General features: G+C 51.4%; 12 protein-coding genes. 8 read left to right on the plus strand and 4 right to left on the minus strand.

What is annotated here, in order from left to right; all coding sequences use genetic code 11:
* The first annotated feature begins 130 nt into the window (after positions 1 to 130).
* The 7 genes from B1756_RS09450 to B1756_RS09480 all read left to right on the plus strand — a co-directional run bounded on the left by B1756_RS09450 (position 131) and on the right by B1756_RS09480 (position 13,490).
* On the plus strand, positions 131 to 1,993 hold the full coding sequence (locus B1756_RS09450; RefSeq protein WP_086888310.1) for an ATP-binding protein: 1,863 nt from the start codon (positions 131 to 133) through the stop codon (positions 1,991 to 1,993).
* 45 nt (positions 1,994 to 2,038) lie between these two features.
* Positions 2,039 to 2,947 carry a DNA adenine methylase gene (locus B1756_RS09455; protein ID WP_086888311.1) on the plus strand — a complete coding sequence of 303 codons (909 nt, stop codon included), beginning with the start codon at positions 2,039 to 2,041 and terminating at the stop codon, positions 2,945 to 2,947.
* A gap of 230 nt (positions 2,948 to 3,177) precedes the next feature.
* A complete protein-coding gene (gene dptF / locus B1756_RS09460; RefSeq protein ID WP_161493168.1) occupies positions 3,178 to 4,833 on the plus strand; it encodes a DNA phosphorothioation-dependent restriction protein DptF in 1,656 nt (551 codons plus the stop codon).
* A complete protein-coding gene (gene dptG, locus B1756_RS09465; RefSeq protein ID WP_086888313.1) occupies positions 4,830 to 6,284 on the plus strand; it encodes a DNA phosphorothioation-dependent restriction protein DptG in 1,455 nt (484 codons plus the stop codon). Before dptF ends, dptG begins: the two co-directional genes overlap by 4 nt.
* Entirely contained in the window at positions 6,268 to 11,979 is a 5,712-nt protein-coding gene (locus tag B1756_RS09470; RefSeq protein ID WP_086888314.1) for an FtsK/SpoIIIE domain-containing protein, read from the plus strand. The genes dptG and B1756_RS09470 overlap by 17 nt, the downstream gene beginning before the upstream one ends.
* 95 nt (positions 11,980 to 12,074) lie before the next feature.
* The gene (locus B1756_RS09475) at positions 12,075 to 13,088 is read left to right on the plus strand and encodes a Cdc6/Cdc18 family protein (protein ID WP_086888315.1); all 1,014 of its coding nucleotides are present in this window, start codon (positions 12,075 to 12,077) and stop codon (positions 13,086 to 13,088) included.
* 138 nt (positions 13,089 to 13,226) lie between these two features.
* On the plus strand, positions 13,227 to 13,490 hold the full coding sequence (locus tag B1756_RS09480; protein ID WP_086888316.1) for an AN1-type zinc finger protein: 264 nt from the start codon (positions 13,227 to 13,229) through the stop codon (positions 13,488 to 13,490).
* 283 nt (positions 13,491 to 13,773) lie between these two features.
* Here B1756_RS09480 and B1756_RS09485 read toward each other — a convergent pair whose 3' ends face one another.
* Both B1756_RS09485 and B1756_RS09490 read right to left on the minus strand, forming a co-directional pair.
* Positions 13,774 to 14,943, minus strand: coding sequence for an ISH3 family transposase (locus B1756_RS09485; protein WP_086888317.1), 1,170 nt, complete (start codon positions 14,941 to 14,943; stop codon positions 13,774 to 13,776).
* A 20-nt stretch (positions 14,944 to 14,963) separates the two neighbouring features.
* Complete coding sequence (locus B1756_RS09490; protein WP_086888318.1) at positions 14,964 to 15,518, minus strand: hypothetical protein; 555 nt, start codon at positions 15,516 to 15,518, stop codon at positions 14,964 to 14,966.
* A 317-nt stretch (positions 15,519 to 15,835) separates the two neighbouring features.
* On the opposite strand from B1756_RS09490, the gene B1756_RS09495 reads away from it, so the two are divergent.
* Positions 15,836 to 16,126: a hypothetical protein gene (locus B1756_RS09495; protein WP_086888319.1), complete on the plus strand. Its 291-nt coding sequence runs from the start codon at positions 15,836 to 15,838 to the stop codon at positions 16,124 to 16,126.
* A 58-nt stretch (positions 16,127 to 16,184) separates the two neighbouring features.
* On the opposite strand, the gene B1756_RS09500 is transcribed toward B1756_RS09495, so the two are convergent.
* Together B1756_RS09500 and B1756_RS09505 are read right to left on the minus strand one after the other, a co-directional pair.
* On the minus strand, positions 16,185 to 16,448 hold the full coding sequence (locus B1756_RS09500; RefSeq protein ID WP_086888320.1) for a type II toxin-antitoxin system HicB family antitoxin: 264 nt from the start codon (positions 16,446 to 16,448) through the stop codon (positions 16,185 to 16,187).
* Positions 16,449 to 16,485: 37 nt separating this feature from the next.
* Complete coding sequence (locus tag B1756_RS09505) at positions 16,486 to 16,746, minus strand: transcriptional regulator (RefSeq protein ID WP_086888321.1); 261 nt, start codon at positions 16,744 to 16,746, stop codon at positions 16,486 to 16,488.
* Between the last annotated feature and the right edge of the window lie 128 nt (positions 16,747 to 16,874).

Raw genomic sequence — 16,874 nt, forward strand, 5'->3', positions numbered from 1 at the left:
CCAATGGCGGTAATTTTGGTGAAAGACAGAATATCTCCAATTCAAATAGATTTCTACTCTATATGGTAAATCAAATAACATCGATCAATTTCCCGGAACCTTTAAGCTAGTATCGATCTCGTTAAAGACTATGTCCCAATTCTATCAGGATGCGACCCCTGATCAAGCTCAACTTTTACCCACGAAGGACACACTCACTGCGCTCAAGTCTGACGTAACGCTCGAATCAGCGATTCTGGAGCTGTGCGACAATTCACTTGATGCCTGGAAACGGTCCACTGATAGGACAACACCTACACAAATCGAAATCGAGATTGAGGAGAATCAGAACAAGACGGAACTAATCATTCGTGACACTGCGGGTGGGATTCCCCGAGAGGATGCAGCGATGCTGTTTGGACTTGGCAAGACGGCCAAGAACGAGGTCCCTGGTGCGATTGGTACGTTTGGAGTTGGTGCAAAGAAGAGTCTCGTGAATCTAGGCCTCCCATTCCAAATCATCTCGCGAGATGAGTCTGCTGACACAGGTTGGACCTATCGTATCACAGAGGGCTGGTTCGATGACGACGAAGACTGGACAGTTCCAGTACACGATGCGGACGATATCCCCCCGGGAACAACTGAGATCCACATTGAGGATCTCAATTACAACTGGACTGAGGAGACCGCCAATGGATTGAGGGACCGACTCGGAAGAGCGTACAACCTATTCCTAAGCGAAGATATGCAGGAGCTCCGAGGTACGGACTACGAACTAGATATCATCGTCGACGGAACCCCCGTTGAACCTGAAGGGATTCCTGACTGGTCGTACCCTCCACTTGATGGACTCCATGCTCGTCGGTATGAGAATATCGAACTGGATCTTGAGGAATTCGACGAGACCGTTTACCTCCACATCACAGTAGGCCTGCTGACTAAGAAAGATAATCAAAAGGCAGGCACAGATATTTACTGTCAGGAGCGGAAAGTCGCAGGCCGACTTCGTGATGACCAAGGTGGGTTCGGGACTGGGAAGAATAGACTTGGCAATTTCAACCCTCGTCATCAACGTCTGAAGGTAATCGTTGAACTAGAAACTGAGGGCGATGGCCAAGCACTCCCGTGGGACACACAGAAATCCTCAATCGACAGACACAACCCGCTGATGCGAGGGACCGACGACTGCCGTGGCGTATACAATTGGCTTCGGAGGACTGTCCAGGCATACTTCGACATGGATGCAGATCGAGTTCCGCGCGCCTTCTTCGAGCCATATGACGCAGATCATCCCGCAGCAGCTAACGGAGGAAAGCCAGAAGTCCACGACTATTCCGGTCGGGCGCATGTAACAAAGGAACACCGCCCAGACACAGATATCCCCCAGGTCAAACTGGTAATGCAAAAGGCACAGTCAGATGCTATTTTGCGAATCTCTCGTGAAAATGTTATAGAGGACGGCCTGGTTGATGCATACAAAATTCAGCTTGAGCACGAGAGTGACCGAAACCGAGAGAATTTGACCCAGATCACCTCGGAACCACCAGAAGAAGCGGTCAAAAGGACACACGAAATAGCAGGCCAAATTGGTGAGCTGGCGCGGCGCCATTATGATAAAGGCGTTTATTATCCTGATGAGTTGGAAGATTGGGAGGCTGCCCGTTATAATTCCTTCATGGAGCGACACGGGAAACAGGACTTGAGAGTGGTTGATGAACTTTCAGGAGTTCTCCCAGCCTCCCGGGAAGAATTGTCTTTATCAGACGGGAGTCAGGCTACAACTGAACATAGTGCTGCTGTCTATACGGGTAAGGAACTTGAGGACGACTCAAAAACAAGTGAGGACGCTGAGCTCTTCCTCGTGTTAGGTGGCGAAGGCGAAGATGAACGAGGGTCGAAAGTAATGGACACCACCCGTCGCGAGCTAATCGGACAACTCAATATTGACCAGTCGGCGTCTGACGAAGTTCTCTGGGAAGAAGTGAAACACCGACTCGAGGATGCGCTGAACTGAATACCGGGCAACTTTAGAGATGCCGCCTTCATGTGAATAACAGGAATGGCAGACCCGATTTTGCGTTGGGCTGGCGGGAAGCGCCAGATTATCGACGACATCGTTACTAGGTTGCCCCCCGAAAGAGATTACAACGACTATTACGAGCCGTTCTTTGGAGGCGGTGCTGTCTTCTTTGAATTGGAGCCCGACAACGGGTACATCAACGACATTAATGAGACTCTAATGAATTTTTACGAGTTGTTCAAGGACAATATAGATCACATAATCAGGGAAAATAAGAAGATAGACGACGACCTCAATCGTTACAATACACTTGACGAAAAGAAAGAGTTCTATTATACCCGGAGAAGGGAGTTCAACGAGTTGCAAAACGGATGTTGTGAGGATGAGTTGCGGGAAGCAGTTCTCTTTCTATTCCTGAATCGAACTTGCTTCAATGGTCTCTATCGTACCAACGAGAAAGGTGATTTCAATGTCCCGATGAAAAAGAAGGTGATTATGACCGAATCAATTGAGGATAATCTAAAAAAAGGTCATAAAGTATTACAGAGTGCAAAAATACACTCTCGAGATTTCAAATATATCCGAGATGAAGTTCAAGGCGGTGATCTCGTATTTTTGGATCCGCCTTATATTAATAACTCCGATGCGAGATACTTCGATCAGTATAGTCCAGGTGGATTCGATAGAGATCAGCAGGTTAAACTCCGAGACATTGCTCTAGAACTACACCATCGAGGTGCGTATGTGATGATCACGAACTCTGCTCAAGCTGAAGACCTGTATAGGAGTGACGATAACTTCATGGAACACTTCAGAATTAAGCCAGTCGAAGCTGCTCGCTCGATCAACAGTGACTCATCTCAGCGGTCGCAGATTGGAACTACTGATATTATTGTCACTAATTCGCCACAGTTCTGGGAACAGAGAAATTTTGACGATTACCGATGATAGGTGCATAATCTATGGCCCGTGACAGCCGTCATTGACTTATATGACACTTAGGTTTGCAGGGTTGAACTACAATTAAATTCGAGGTGCAGTTGTGTCGTAGGGATATCCCTTAGCAAAGATTTATCTTATACTACTCAAACATATCAGGCGACACGACGCCAATGCCACTAACAAAATCAAGTGATTCTCTTTACGACTTGTTGTATGCCTGTCAACGTGGACAGCGAGTGGCAATCGTTGGAAGCCATACAGACGAAGACACCCTCCGTGAGGGGTTGTATGTACAACAAGATCAGGATGAACGTATTGCCGATTTTTTTGAGAAAGAGTACGACGACGATGGGCGACTGATGATACTGACCGGAAGTGCTGGTGATGGCAAGAGTGCTTTGATAGCCCGTGGCTATGAGAAGGCCAAAGAGAAAATCCCTGAAGAGCGCGTGAAGATGGACGCGACAGAGGCACGACGACGGGATGAAAATTATTCTGACCGCCTCACCTCTTTTTTCGAAAAAATTGAACCTGACGTTCAGTCTGAGTCTGGCCCACGAAGTGCGATTGCTATCAACTATGGTCTTGCCATCGACTATTTTCAGCGGAAAGGGATGGCAGACACCTTTGATGGGATCTGGAGTGCAATCGACGAATCACAGAATGAACTCTTCCACCAGTCGGACGAGCACAATATTTCTGTACTCAATCTAAGTCACCGCGAGACATACGTGACTGATCCTGACTCATTGGGCGAAGGGTTAGTTTATGACCTGATTGATCGCTTTGACCCAACGAACGAAAATAGTCCGTTCGCAGAGGCGTACGAAAGGGAAAAGTCAGAGTGTCCCGCCGGGGATAACTGCCCACTTCAATACAATATCCGCCAACTTACGAGCACATCAGTCAAACGGCAACTTGCGCGGTTATTTGCAGGATGGAGTGTGGTCACTGGTTCGTATCTGAATCCACGGACCATAATTGACAATATTGCCTCGCTCCTACTCCCCAAATCGCAGCCTCACGATCAAGACCATGAGGTCTGTCCCATCGGTGCTGCAATCGAGAATGGTACCACAACTGCACACCCAGAGGACCTCATATGGAACGCAACTTTCCGTACATTGGGGACAAATAACCGGACTGAAGCAAGTAAAATCGATCCTGCAAGTCATACAACATTCGCAATTGACCAACAAGCGTTGGAGTGGGCAACTGAGGCTAACGGGACCGAAGAAAAACTGCCTTCGCTTCCAGCCGTTGAATTCGACGGATCGGTCGAACGCGTCCGTACAGTCTTGCGAAAGCAATACCTGAACAGTGGCGATGGGGAAACCATCATTGATAACCCAACATTCAAAGAGTTTGCCGCCGCACTGACGTTCTTCAACAATGATCAGCCGCAAAAACACGTTCGTCGGACACAGGAGTTGCTCAGCACTGTGCAAAAGGCTTTGGGTGGCTGGACTGGCCGGCAAAGAGACGATGGCCTGGTTGAGTTCATTGACGCAAAACGGTCCGCGTCATATCGATACCTCTCGGACTGGGAACAGCCTGAGTTTGATGCTGAAATGTGTGCAAAGGAAACCGAATCGCTAGCCGTTCCTGGACGTCTCAAACTAATGGCCAAGCCGTCGAGCAGCGAAGAGTCACTTATTCCGATCCCGATCTCGTTCAATATCTATCAATTATTGACACAAGTAAGCGAGGGGTATACTCCCAATGCAACAGACCTCAATCAGTCGCACGCTATCAGGGTACTCCACTCACGCTTGGAAGACTTCACGAACAAGCGAGAAAATGTGGTCATTGAAGGCCGATCAAATAAAACGAAAGTGATTATCGAAGACGACAACCTCGCTTTGCGAATATCTCGAGAGGTCAGCAAATGACATATCGCGGGTTTGGGTTCATCCCGGAATTCGATTCCGCACCTGGTCGGACAAATCAGCGTGCGTACTTCCCGGTATCAATATCCGCGACAGTCCGAGAAGCAACATTCTCCGAGACGCTATCCGGAATCTTAGATGCCAATCCTAGCCACGACATTGCTGATTTGGAGCAGTCGTTCAAGGATCTACCAGAACTGGAGGGTGATGACGAGACAGCAGAGGAGTTGTGGACTGCCTTCATCTCTAGCTACGGTGTCTCAGCTGAAGGATTTGGTCGAAAGAATGATGAAGCGGACTACCTAGTACCGTTCAATCACGCAGTGGCGTCAGCAATCAAGATCGACCAACGCCGCTGGTCACGCCTCTATTGGCTATTGATGACCGACCCAGAGCATGGTGTCGCTGAAAATCTCCATTCAGAATTCGTCGATGCTCTCTTCGATATGGAGACATCAAATCTCCTGGAGGAGATTGTAATTAGCGGGATTGAGAATCTTGAGGGTGTTGAGCTGGCGTCAGATGCTACTGAAATTCTCTCCAATCAGACGCCAATTGAAATTGATCCGCTCGTTCCGGGGTGTGCGGAAGCATTTCGAGAAGATCTCAGAGCGTGGCTCAACGTCCGAGAATCTGAATCTGCCTCCCGGTGGATGCTTGGACTGCGGGATATCCTTAACTTCCATTATATGATGTACGTCATCCAAACCGCCTATACACTCCAAGAAGAATACAAGACGATCAAAGATGAGCAATCGTACGAGTACTCATTTGACATCATTCCAGTGCCGTTTGGATTAGCGAGTGAAACTGCATCCAAATCTAGGGAGTTCGTGGATATCTGGAAAGGCGATGGTCTATCGAGAGCCCTGTACGACTCTTGGGGTCGGCTTGCGGTATTAAATCACGTTGTGAGCGTTGCGATGGAATCCAAAAATCAGATTGAGGCAAAGCCCTACACACTCTCAGGAGCACTTGAAGCATTCCCAGATGACCTCCAACAGGAAGTTATCGATCGGTTACTCGATGAGTTCCCCGATGAACAACGACCTGATGTCGACTCCGACCTCGGAGACGTAGCGATCAGATTTACACATTCAGTCCGACGATACTACGAAAATATGGGTAAAACACCGTCATCACAAACCGCCTATTCGGCAGGCGAGAATTCAGTTCGCGATCTTGGAACAGGTGCGGAACGACAATTTATAGAGCGACGTCGTGGCGTCGGGACGATTCTCCGTCTGGACAGAGGGAGCCTTCGGTTGTTTGCTCGACTCTTTGACGCGCGGAAGCAGCGGGGTCACATAGACGAATTCTGGGAGTATATGCGAGGGAGGGGAATTAGATTTGACCGCCGGTCAAAAGAGGAAGTCATCTCACAATTAGAGGCAATGGGACTGCTGCAGAAGCAAAGCGACAGTGGGGAGGCAATGTATGTCGAGACCCTTTGAGCAGAACGTCGCTCGGTGGTTCCATGAACAGATGCCGGAACTGGATCCTCAGCCTGGGGACCGGTATGCAGGGAAGCTACCAGACCCCGGGACGGCCGAGAAAATTACTGAATATATCCTCGATAACTCCGGGGGGTCAGTTAGGTCTCAGACTGTCGAGTATGAGGGCGAACAACAGGAAGTTCCGGTGATTGATCTCGATGGAACGTCTGTGATCGTAGTTTCTGTCCGGAGAGAGGGCGATGCTGTGAGCCGTGACTTTGAGGTATCCCGATCGTACGCTACAACGTTACGGAACATTATCGCTGAGGGGGAAGATGACCTCTCTGATAATGCGCTCGTCATGATTTATGAGTCCGGTGTGGCCATTGAAACGCTTGAGACCACTCACCTTCTCTTTGCACACGACGAACAACTACCCCTAACTGACTTCCAAGAACGGATACTCGGAAGCAAAGAAAAGCTGCCTATCCCTGGACAGGCGCTTATCGAGATCGTTGAATCGCGAATTGACCTTCCGGATAACCCACTAGACAACCTGGATCCGCTCCGTACGTATTGTGATATCTACGATGCCTGTATGCGGTCCGATGGGGATGTAGTGCCCGGCCTCATTCCGAAAATTGGCACATACCTGACAGAGACTGCCTTTGATGACGAATGGTTTGACAAAACAAATAGCAAGTCTGAACTCCAAAGCCAGGCCGAACAGATCCTAGAACGTAATCAACAACATGCAGAGCGGATTGCGGACGCAAAGAGTGTTACAAAGGATGAGGAAACAGAACTGGGAGCATACTACACAGAGGAGTTTATCGAAAGTGTCGTCAGCAGATCAGACTGGGGAACGATAACTCGGTCTGACGCTGCTGAAGGAGAAGTCAGTACTATGGATAGTGGCAGTTCTACGGGGTCAGGCTCTGGAACCAGTGGTAAAACCATGAGTACCTCAGGTACGTCTAGAACTGCGGCAAGTCGAGATCCGAAATTCCAGGACATAAGCATCGAGCAAGACTTGGTCCGGATCTACGGAGCTGGAAGTCAGACGGAGGGTGACCGGAATGTCATCATCGGGATGACCAGTGGAAACCTCTCAGTAGCGATCGAGTATGATATCGATGTCTCAGGAGAGCCGGTGAAGCTAACTGATGGGGCTGGTAATGAGAAGGATGCCTGGGAAAAACAAAACAATGAGCTCAAGATCTCGTTGTCGGGACTCGATCCAGATGTGCCCCAGTTCTACCGCCTTGAAGTGTATATCGGACACAAGACGAAGCGTGGAACGCCACAAAACCAATTCGATTTTGCACTCATCCCTGAGTCATTATTCAACACGTTACCGACTGGTGATAAGACGTTCGGTGTCGATGTTGGCGAGGAATCTCTAACAGCATTTGACGAGGAATTGATCGAGCTTACACCGCCGGGAGCAGATGAGAGTAGTAACCCAGAAACGGTTGAAATCACTGAGAAGACCTATTATGAAGCAGATCAGCATGCCCTTCTCCGGCCCAAGCCACTCCCTGGAGACAGACAGGTCCGGTGTAAACTCACACTTCCATCAGGAACACCTGTACCACTTAATATTGACTTCATATCTGAGGTAGATGAGCCGACAAAGGAAGAAGTCCAATTTCCGCTATCTTTCGCCGCACTGATGTCACCGACAGACTGGGCAGAGGATGATTCATTAGAAATCGATTCTGCAGTCGTCACCAACATTGACATTGGCGAATTCCACTCGCCGACCCGCGGCCGGATTGAAATCCCCGACCCTGATCGGAAACTGCTTGCTCTAGAACAGGGAATTGTGCAAGAAGGGACGATAGCTCCTCGTGAGACAGCACAAGTCGATGTTGGACTGGGAGTCGCTCCTGATGACGGGCTTGAGAATATCGCACCAGATCTCATCAGTGCATATACGGCATTGCTTGAACACTTCGATCAACGTGATACTATACCGTCGACAGACATTTGGGACCAGGAAACGCAGGACTGCGTTGAAGCGGTTTTGGAGAATTATAGGAAAGCGATACAAGCGTTGGAGACGGGAAAAACCACTCCCCAATTCAATCCGTATCGGCGGCTCGGCACGATTCAGTCAACATCCGCGAATGTCGTTTGGTTGACCCCCTTCCATCCCCTGATGTTGGCATATGGGCTGCGGGTAACACGATGGCGGGATGAACTGTCGGAAGCTGGACTGACTGATGGATTTAGATTTAGCAGGTTTCGGTCGCTGTTCAACCCCGTTGGGTTCTCACCGTTCAGGTGGAGCCAAAGCGACGGTGGAAACATACTTTCAGGGCACACGATGGAAAACAACCACCTTTGGGCTTCTTATGCCCCTATCTCGGGCCCGGGATCAGACACTCCAAACTATATTGCTGATGTAATCTCGGATAAGTTGGAGGCATTCGCCAGAGCGTTCCCACTCCTATTCAAACTGCATAAGGACCGAACTCTCCGCATTAATCTAGTGAATATGGGGGACCTAGGACCGGTAATTGAGGGGCTTTATGACTTCTTCAAATATGTCGACGACCATCCAGAGTTGAATCTCCCACAGGTCAATCTGCAAATCTACGGCGGTCCCAATGAAGGCCGGACGATCGAGCGGTTCTTTGCAACAGATAGTGGGGACTCGCCACTTCGAGAGCAGTTAGGGGGCTCGTCAGATACAGATGAGATCCTGGAAAAGTTAGACCGGCGTGTGAGCTATGTCCGGGCTGATTCTGAATTCAACGAGGACACTCAGCGATCCGCCCATCTTACGCTTTTCCGCGGCATTCTGGAAGAACAGCCAGGCGCTGTGAAAACTGAAAGCTTCCCCAGAGCAACACGGCTGAATGGTCTCCTGCCCAGAGACCAAATCCAAGTCGAGTCCGCAGGGAGTGAGATCGTTTCCCGCTCAGGCTCTGCATTCGATCCATCTGAGAGCGGAATTCTCAGTGAGATCGGTGCCGCTGTCAACACATTGGAAGCGAGTATGCGTGACAGTGAGTTCAACTACGGCCGGACACTCAGCAAAGTGGTCACGACTGGTGGGCGGGCAAACCTGCCGCACATATGGAACCAATCGCTGTGGGTCCTCCACGTCGAGCCAAAAGTGGATCTCAGCTTCTACATCAATTCTACTTCCCAGTCGTCGGACATCTCAGACGAGGCCTTGATGATCCACTACAGCGATCAATATGACGCCGCGTCTCCCGGATTCGATATTATCACAACGACGGACAAGCGAGATCCATATATCAAGACTCTGGAAAGAGAGTTAGGGGCAACTCCAGGTTTGGACGGATTGGACCCTGAATCTGTGCTCACGCGCTTAGTTGCTATAGACGGAGAATTGGCGTTAGATCTCCAAAGCGCAGAAAACAACACCGTCATGGAACTACTCGGTCTGGTTGGTGGACTGGCAGTCAGCGGAGAGTTGCTTGCGCGGGAATTACCTGAGTATGAGTGGATCCCAATTAGTTTAGACGAATTTGCTCGCCACGATCGCAAATATCGCGGCGGACAGGAAGGCCTGCTTCAGTACTTCGGTGAGGGAGCAGCGTCGGATGATTTGTGTTTCGTCGGAGTCCCGAAGGACGTGGAGTCCGGAGATCTCAACCTCTATCTTTGGATTGTCGAGACAAAAGGCGGAACATCGGGCATCTCGAAAGGAGTCGAGCAGGTCAAAGGGGCAAAAGAGAACCTCACAGAGCTGTTTGACCCGGACGAGGATTATGCAGATACCGAGGTTCTCCGTAGTGAATTTGGCGATGTTATCCTGCAGATCGCGCGTAGACTGTATCACTACGGGGTGATGTCTGAAGCACAGCTACAGACAACCGAACAACATACAGAGTCCCTAGTCGACGGTGAATACTCAATCAACCTGTTAGAGGATAGCCAACGAAGAATTGGAGAAGTTATTCGAATACAACGAGATATTGCGCTTCCCGACTTGCAGACTCAAGATGGTGTTCGCGTTCTCAAACTACCGGCCGACGTGCTATCACTGATCAATAGTAACAACCTTGGAGAGAATGAGATCCATCAGGACCTGAAAGCCGAGGAAGTCTCATTCGAAGCACCGGCAAATGCAGAAGAGACAGAGACGACTGTAGCCGAGGCCGCCACCTCCGAACAGACACAAACGGCTGAAGCCACGTCAGCAAGCGCTGAGGGGACAGAACCGACTGAAACCCCCTTTTCAGGCTCGGAAGAGACAGAGGCAGAAACCTCTGAATCAGCAAGCTCGACAGACTCAGATGCTCAAACTGAGCAATCTGAAAACCAACCGGAACAAACAGAACATTCTGAGACAGCCAGCGGACAGGAATGTGATACTGACACTGCTGCGGCTGAGAAACAGAGCGAACAACAAGAGGAGGAAGGGGCAACTGATAGTACCGACACTGAAGAGGCTCCAGCATCCACCCAGAGTCAGAAGTCCGAAGGTGATGAGGAAGACTCTGACAGTGAAGTAGATGAGGACACAGCAGAAGTCTCGGGCACACAGGCGGCGGACACACGCGGCACGAGGGCCTACTCATGGACATCGAGTGACAGACAGAAATTGATCGAGACATTGGACCCGAGTCCTGAACAAGAATTATCTCTAGACGTAACACGGCTCACGACCGACCTAAAGGAGCAATTCGAATCGTTAGGGATCAATATCTACGAACCGAACCCTGCCGATGTGTCAGTCGGTCCACGGAAAATCAGCGTGAATATTCGACCGAAATCGGGGCAGAAAGTTGACAGTATACTTAATGTTCTGAACTCGGTGAGTGTGCATATCCAAGCGTCAGGTTCCGTCACTGGTGTCGCCAACCCCGCGGAAGGGGCAATCCGGCTAGAAATCCCGCACGGAGAACCGCGAGACATCCACCTTCGTGAGGGGCTAGAGGCGTCGGCTGAGTCGTTTGATGAGCCGCTTCACATCCCACTTGGAGTGACCACAGAAAACGAACACAAAACGATCGATTTGCTTGAGGAACATCATGCACTGATTGGTGGTGCCACAGGCTCTGGCAAGTCGAATTTCCTCGCATCTGTTATTTGCAGTCTCGCCGTCAATTACTCGCCCGACCAAGTCAAGATGAGTCTACTCGATCCCAAAGGAATTGACTTTGGCCGATTCGAGCCTCTACCACAGGTAGATACCTACTTAGACACTGGCGAACAGTGCGTTGAGTACTTAGAGGGCCTCCTTGAGTCCGAATTAGAAGAACGTCGTGACCTACTGCAGGAAATGGGTGCGTCATCGGTACAAGAGTACAACCAGCTCGCAGAGACACACGATATCGCTCCGATTCCCTATCGCGTCATCATCATCGACGAGTACGCTGACCTCATTATGGCTCTATCTGATAGCCAGCAGGAATTTGAAGATGCAGTGGGCCGGCTTGCGCAGATAGGAAGGGCTCTTGGCTACTCGATTTTGCTTGCGACTCAGCGACCCGACGCCAATATCGTGTCCGGCAATATTAAGACAAACTTCAACTGTCGGATTAGCTTTGAACTCCCTTCAAACACTGACTCTCGGGTCATCCTTGATCAGCCGGGCGCAGAAGATCTGGAGGGTGCTGGAGACATGATTGCCCTGACGTCTGCCGGGGAGGAATATCACCTGCAGTCTTATCTACTTCGTCCCGAGGACGCTCTAGCTATTAGGGGGGAAATCACCGGCAATGATTAGCCCCTAACAATATCTTAATTATAATATATTGATATATTTGACTTTACTATCGTAATCAAGTTCCATTTATTGCGGTCGTGTGAACAGATAAGACTATGATATGCAATGCTCGAGCGCTCGAGACAGCCTATGTCCCCCAGGATCTCGAGCACCGGGATGGCCAGATCAGCCAGCTGGCCGCGGCACTGAAACCGATCACGGAGGGGCTCAGTGGTGAGCACTGTCTGATCTTCGGCCCGTCGGGATCGGGAAAGACGACGCTCGCGAAGTACGTGGTCAGGATGCTTCGCGAGGAGTCGTTCGGCGTCAGGCGGGCGTACTGGAACTGTATGTCGGGATCCTCGAAAACGGAGGTCCTCCACGGACTCGCCCAGGACTCCGAGGTCGGCCGGTATCTTTCGAAAGACGGCACTGCCGCAAGCACGTTTATCGAGGAGTTCCGGTCGATCGACGACCACGTCGTCGCGATCATCGACGAGGTCGACGTCCTCGAGGACGAGACGCTGTTGCTCGGACTCGGGAACCTGCCGAACGTGACGATCGTCGCGATCACGATCGACGAGGACGACTTCTTCGCGAACCATCGGCTCAACGGTCGGGTGAAATCCCGGTTTTCGAGTGCCGAAACCCTGCGGCTCCGGAAGTATACCACCGACCAATTGACCGACATCCTTCTTGCACGGATCAACGCTGGCCTGCGTCCGGGTGTGATCGACGAGACGGTCGTCGAGTACATCGCCGACTACGCCGCCGGTGACGCTCGCACGGCGATCAAGGTACTCAAGAAGGCCGTAATCCGGGTCGATCGCGAAGAGCGTTCGAGCGTCACGCTCGAGGACGTCGACGCGGTTCACGACGAGGCACTGGTCGATCTCCATCAGGAAGACGTCGAGTCGCTCGGGACCCACAAGCGGTTACTGTACGACATCGTCGCCGAAGCTGGCGAAATCGGCGTCACTCAGCTCCATGCACGGTACGAGGAACGGGCACCGGACCCGAAGGCCAACCGGACCCGTCGACGGTATCTCTCGACGCTCGAGGGGAAGTACGGCCTGCTCGAGTCGACAGGGAGCGGGAAAGGGAAGATCTACACGATCCCTGACCCGTGAACCTCGCTCATTTTGGATTAGGCTATCTCACTATTCTTGTGGTATTTATATCTGTAAAATACACTCCATACATGGAACATCTATCTAAGTTATGACAAAATACTAATTACTATGATGGTTCCTGAATAACCGTGCTCTATGCCAAAATGCGATGCCTGTGGAGAAGGAACCAATATGCCCTACACGTGCAACTACTGTGGGCAAGAACATTGTAAGAAACATCAACTACCGGAGAACCACAATTGTCCTAACATCGCTGAAGCAAATACACTCGGTCCTGAACTCAGACGCGAGTATCAAACTGTCCCTTCGACCTCTAAATCAAAATTAGAGGACAAACGAGTGTGGATTACGGTTGCAGTCGTTCTCGTAGGACTTCTGACGGTTTTGCTACTGCTGTGAAATAACAACAGTCAACTTTTGTTGTCTGGTGAGGATTCAATAGAACCGTTATTTCAGATTCTCCAAAATCTGGAGGAACCGAAATGCGGGGGCACCGTAGTCAGAAGTATCAGTACCTCACAAAGCGTCCCTGCCAGCTTGGACTGAAGCCGCAGTTTCATCCTGATCGGTAGTGATTGACGGGAGTTCTGACCGAAGATCGAGCAGAGTCGTCGCTGTCGGCGGCGGTCAGCCGCCGACGCGACGGCGTTGCCACTCGCAGGAAGGCTGACTTGGTCGGGCCTTAGCGGTGGAACCGATCGTCCGGTGGCCGATTTGCAGGGACGGCCCGACGCACCGCGAGGGCCGTCCATGTTGCCCGGCACAGCATCTTGATGAACTCCTTGAACGACCAGGACCAGAGGCGACGCCCGCCACGGCGGGGCGTCGCCACGTACTCCCAGTGCAAGTACCGCCAGACGTTCTGTAACAGCAAGCTCACCACAACGTACAGCAGCCGTACTACCGGGTTTTGTGTCGTCGTTGTTGCAATACTTTGCTCGGAGAGCCGGTACGTCGCCTCGATACCGAAGCGTTTCGCGTAATGGTATCGAGCGTCTCGTGGTGAGTTGATGAAAGGCGCGTCAGCGGCGTAGCCGTGACGCGCCACCCCGTGTTCGTCGTATCGCCCGTTTTGGTAGGTGCAGTCGATGTAGACGGGAAACTCGACGGTCCAGCTGTGACCGTCGAGTTTCGCCGTCAGATCGTGCTGGATGACGCGGCTCCAACCTTCCGAGAGTTCCTGCTTGATCGTCTGTCCCCAGCGGATGATCGGCATCACATAGGCGTGGTTGTGCGCCTGAAGCAGCGTGAGACACTTGCTATCGTAGAATTCACGGTCAAGATAGACGGCCTTGACGCTGAGGTCAAGGCCGTCGAGAATACCGAGAAACTCGGCGAGGACGCTGCTGGCGGTGTCGCCGTCGGTGAGACGGCGCACCGCCAGCGTATAGCGCTTGTTCTGTACACGCGCGTAGAGTGTAGCATAGGCGTGGAATGCGGTAGTTCCACGTTTCGCTTCCGAATGATAGAGGCCGTCTGTGTCGTCTTCGTCACCGTAGTAGGGCCGCAGGTGGAGGTCTGCGCAGACCTCCACCTGCTCAGGAAGCACAGTGAGTACGTCCTTCTGGAGAAGCGTGTTCCCAACTTGTTCAACCGATTCGAGGTCGAATTTCTCGCGGAGATGGTACAGAACGGTGTTTTGGTGAGGAGAGTCTTCACTGTCCTCGCAGAGTGTCGAGACCGAGGTCCCGTCGGCGCACGCGCCGACGAGGACCTCATAGATGTCTTCAGCATCGATTTGAGCATTATCGCTCAGACCGAGAGAAACTTCCTCGTCAATCGTGTTGACGAGGAAGTTAAGGAGCTGGTCCTCGTGGATTGAACCGTCTGCTTGCTGTGGGTTCTTAGGCACAACTTCAGCAAGCAGACGTCTCAACTAACCAGCTTTGTGAAGTACTGAGTATCTCCCTTTGCTTCCTCACGAAGAGAACGGATACGCTCAGTGTAATCCTGATTGATAACGAGCTCGAGTTCTTCACCCGTTTCGTCTTCAAACCGCCTGCCGAGTTCCTCGAGGCCGTCGATTAACCCACTCCCTCTTGCCCAACCGGTGACCACGGGTGCCCAGAACTGGTACACGTGATCGTCGGCATTCGCAAAAGTATCATTCACGTAGTCGTAGTCCTTGGAGAACTTCTGCTCGAGCTTTTGAAGCGAGAACCGGTGTGCTTTGGTGTTTGTGAATTGGTCCCACCAGCCTTCCTCGGGATCTCCCGAGTAAAGTTTTCCACTCATGTGAGTAACGACTTCACAGACGTAGACAGTCTGCTGATCCGTATCCCGATCGTTGTCGATCGCGATAACATCAGCTTCCATCTGGTTCCCACGCTCTCTAGAACGGTTGTTATAGCTGATGACTTCACACCCATTCATCCGTTTGTGGTACGCTCCAACCAGCAGTTCACCCCAGGTTGCATTTATCGGCATTGCGCGTAAATTGTGCTAATTTGATAAGAGACCTTGGGTACAGAGAGTCACCAGAAATGTCTAATTCCGACGCATGCGTCACTATCTGACTCTCCAGTAAATCGACAATAAATGTAGAGCTACCACTTGTTTATAAATGAGGTCTTGAGCATCTATTCGCTGAATCGACTGTGCCGATTTCCCGGCCAGTTTCCGGCCAGTTTCCGGCCACGAAGTACAGCCTCTCTCGTGCGTGTCTTTCGGCCCATGAGCCGATATGACGATTTTCCGGCCATCACCGGTGTAGCAATATCACCAATGGCATCTTCGAGTCTGGTATGTCTCAGAGTACTACCAGTACACCCCCGAAAGCAACCGATTCGCTCGGAAGGTTCGACGTCGAGACACCGGAGGGATCGGGAACAGTAGAGGTAGCCGGAACACCGACCAACCGGGCCCGGATCGACGTCGAACTCGAGAGCGGTCGCCGGTGGATCTTCGGTGTCAACGACGACGTCGCGGCGCTGGTCCTGGTGTTGAACGAGAACGGTGCACGCGTCGACCCGGAACTGCCCAGCTGGATCGAGCCGGTGATTCAGCAAACTGGGCTCGAGGGGGTCGAATCGTGATGTCTGCGATGATCATCGATCCATGCAAACCGGGAGTCGGAGTCCGTCGTCCGTCGTGCTACTGCATGAAGTCCGGGAGCTCACGGCCGTCGGTGTCGACGACTTCGTCGGGATCGATCCCGATCTCGCGAAGGAACTCCTCTTCGTCCTCGATCGGTTCGCCTGCCTCTCCTGTGTGGAGTGCTACCGCCTCATCGAGGTTATCGAGTGCTTCCTCGCGGGTTTTGCCCTGGCTGGCGACGCCGACCCCCTCGTCGATCGCCGACCACCAGCCGTCGTCTTCTTCGATCAGACGAATCTCGCGACGGTCCTGTGCGCCCATGGAAGAGATTATGACTGACCTGCAGATAAGCGTTCGATCACTCTGGCTCGAGATCGTCCGCGTCGAGTTCACCCTCGAGGTACGCTCGACCATCCTCAGTGATCACGTAGTATCCTGCATCGTCAACCTTCTGGACAAATCCGACACTGCAGAGTGGCCGAAGACGATCTTGTATTGTCTTTCTAGACCTATCGACGTTGAAGCCGATAACTGCGGGCTTGAGTGCGAGATCAGTATCCAATATCTCGAGAATGCGGTCGTCGGTGGGCTGTTGCATCCAAGAGCCCGGTTTTTTCATCAACGGACAAACGACCTCCGACCCTTTACTTGGTTCGGAACCACCACCTCGTCTCCCTATATAGTAAGACTTTCCGGACTATTTAGACATAATATTTATTGCGACGTGTCCCAGACTGTTCAGATAGC

Origin of the sequence: Natrarchaeobaculum aegyptiacum, from assembly GCF_002156705.1 — an archaeon.
GTDB lineage: Archaea > Halobacteriota > Halobacteria > Halobacteriales > Natrialbaceae > Natrarchaeobaculum > Natrarchaeobaculum aegyptiacum.

What these genes read in the sequence shown, in the direction of transcription:
- B1756_RS09490 (WP_086888318.1), bottom strand. Translation starts at nt 15,518, where the DNA reads ATGCCGATAAATGCAACCTGGGGTGAACTGCTGGTTGGAGCGTACCAC.
- B1756_RS09455 (WP_086888311.1), top strand. Translation starts at nt 2,039, where the DNA reads ATGGCAGACCCGATTTTGCGTTGGGCTGGCGGGAAGCGCCAGATTATC.
- B1756_RS09495 (WP_086888319.1), top strand. Translation starts at nt 15,836, where the DNA reads ATGTCTCAGAGTACTACCAGTACACCCCCGAAAGCAACCGATTCGCTC.
- dptG (WP_086888313.1), top strand. Translation starts at nt 4,830, where the DNA reads ATGACATATCGCGGGTTTGGGTTCATCCCGGAATTCGATTCCGCACCT.
- B1756_RS09450 (WP_086888310.1), top strand. Translation starts at nt 131, where the DNA reads ATGTCCCAATTCTATCAGGATGCGACCCCTGATCAAGCTCAACTTTTA.
- B1756_RS09500 (WP_086888320.1), bottom strand. Translation starts at nt 16,448, where the DNA reads ATGGGCGCACAGGACCGTCGCGAGATTCGTCTGATCGAAGAAGACGAC.
- B1756_RS09475 (WP_086888315.1), top strand. Translation starts at nt 12,075, where the DNA reads ATGATATGCAATGCTCGAGCGCTCGAGACAGCCTATGTCCCCCAGGAT.
- B1756_RS09480 (WP_086888316.1), top strand. Translation starts at nt 13,227, where the DNA reads ATGCCAAAATGCGATGCCTGTGGAGAAGGAACCAATATGCCCTACACG.
- B1756_RS09470 (WP_086888314.1), top strand. Translation starts at nt 6,268, where the DNA reads ATGTCGAGACCCTTTGAGCAGAACGTCGCTCGGTGGTTCCATGAACAG.
- B1756_RS09505 (WP_086888321.1), bottom strand. Translation starts at nt 16,746, where the DNA reads ATGAAAAAACCGGGCTCTTGGATGCAACAGCCCACCGACGACCGCATT.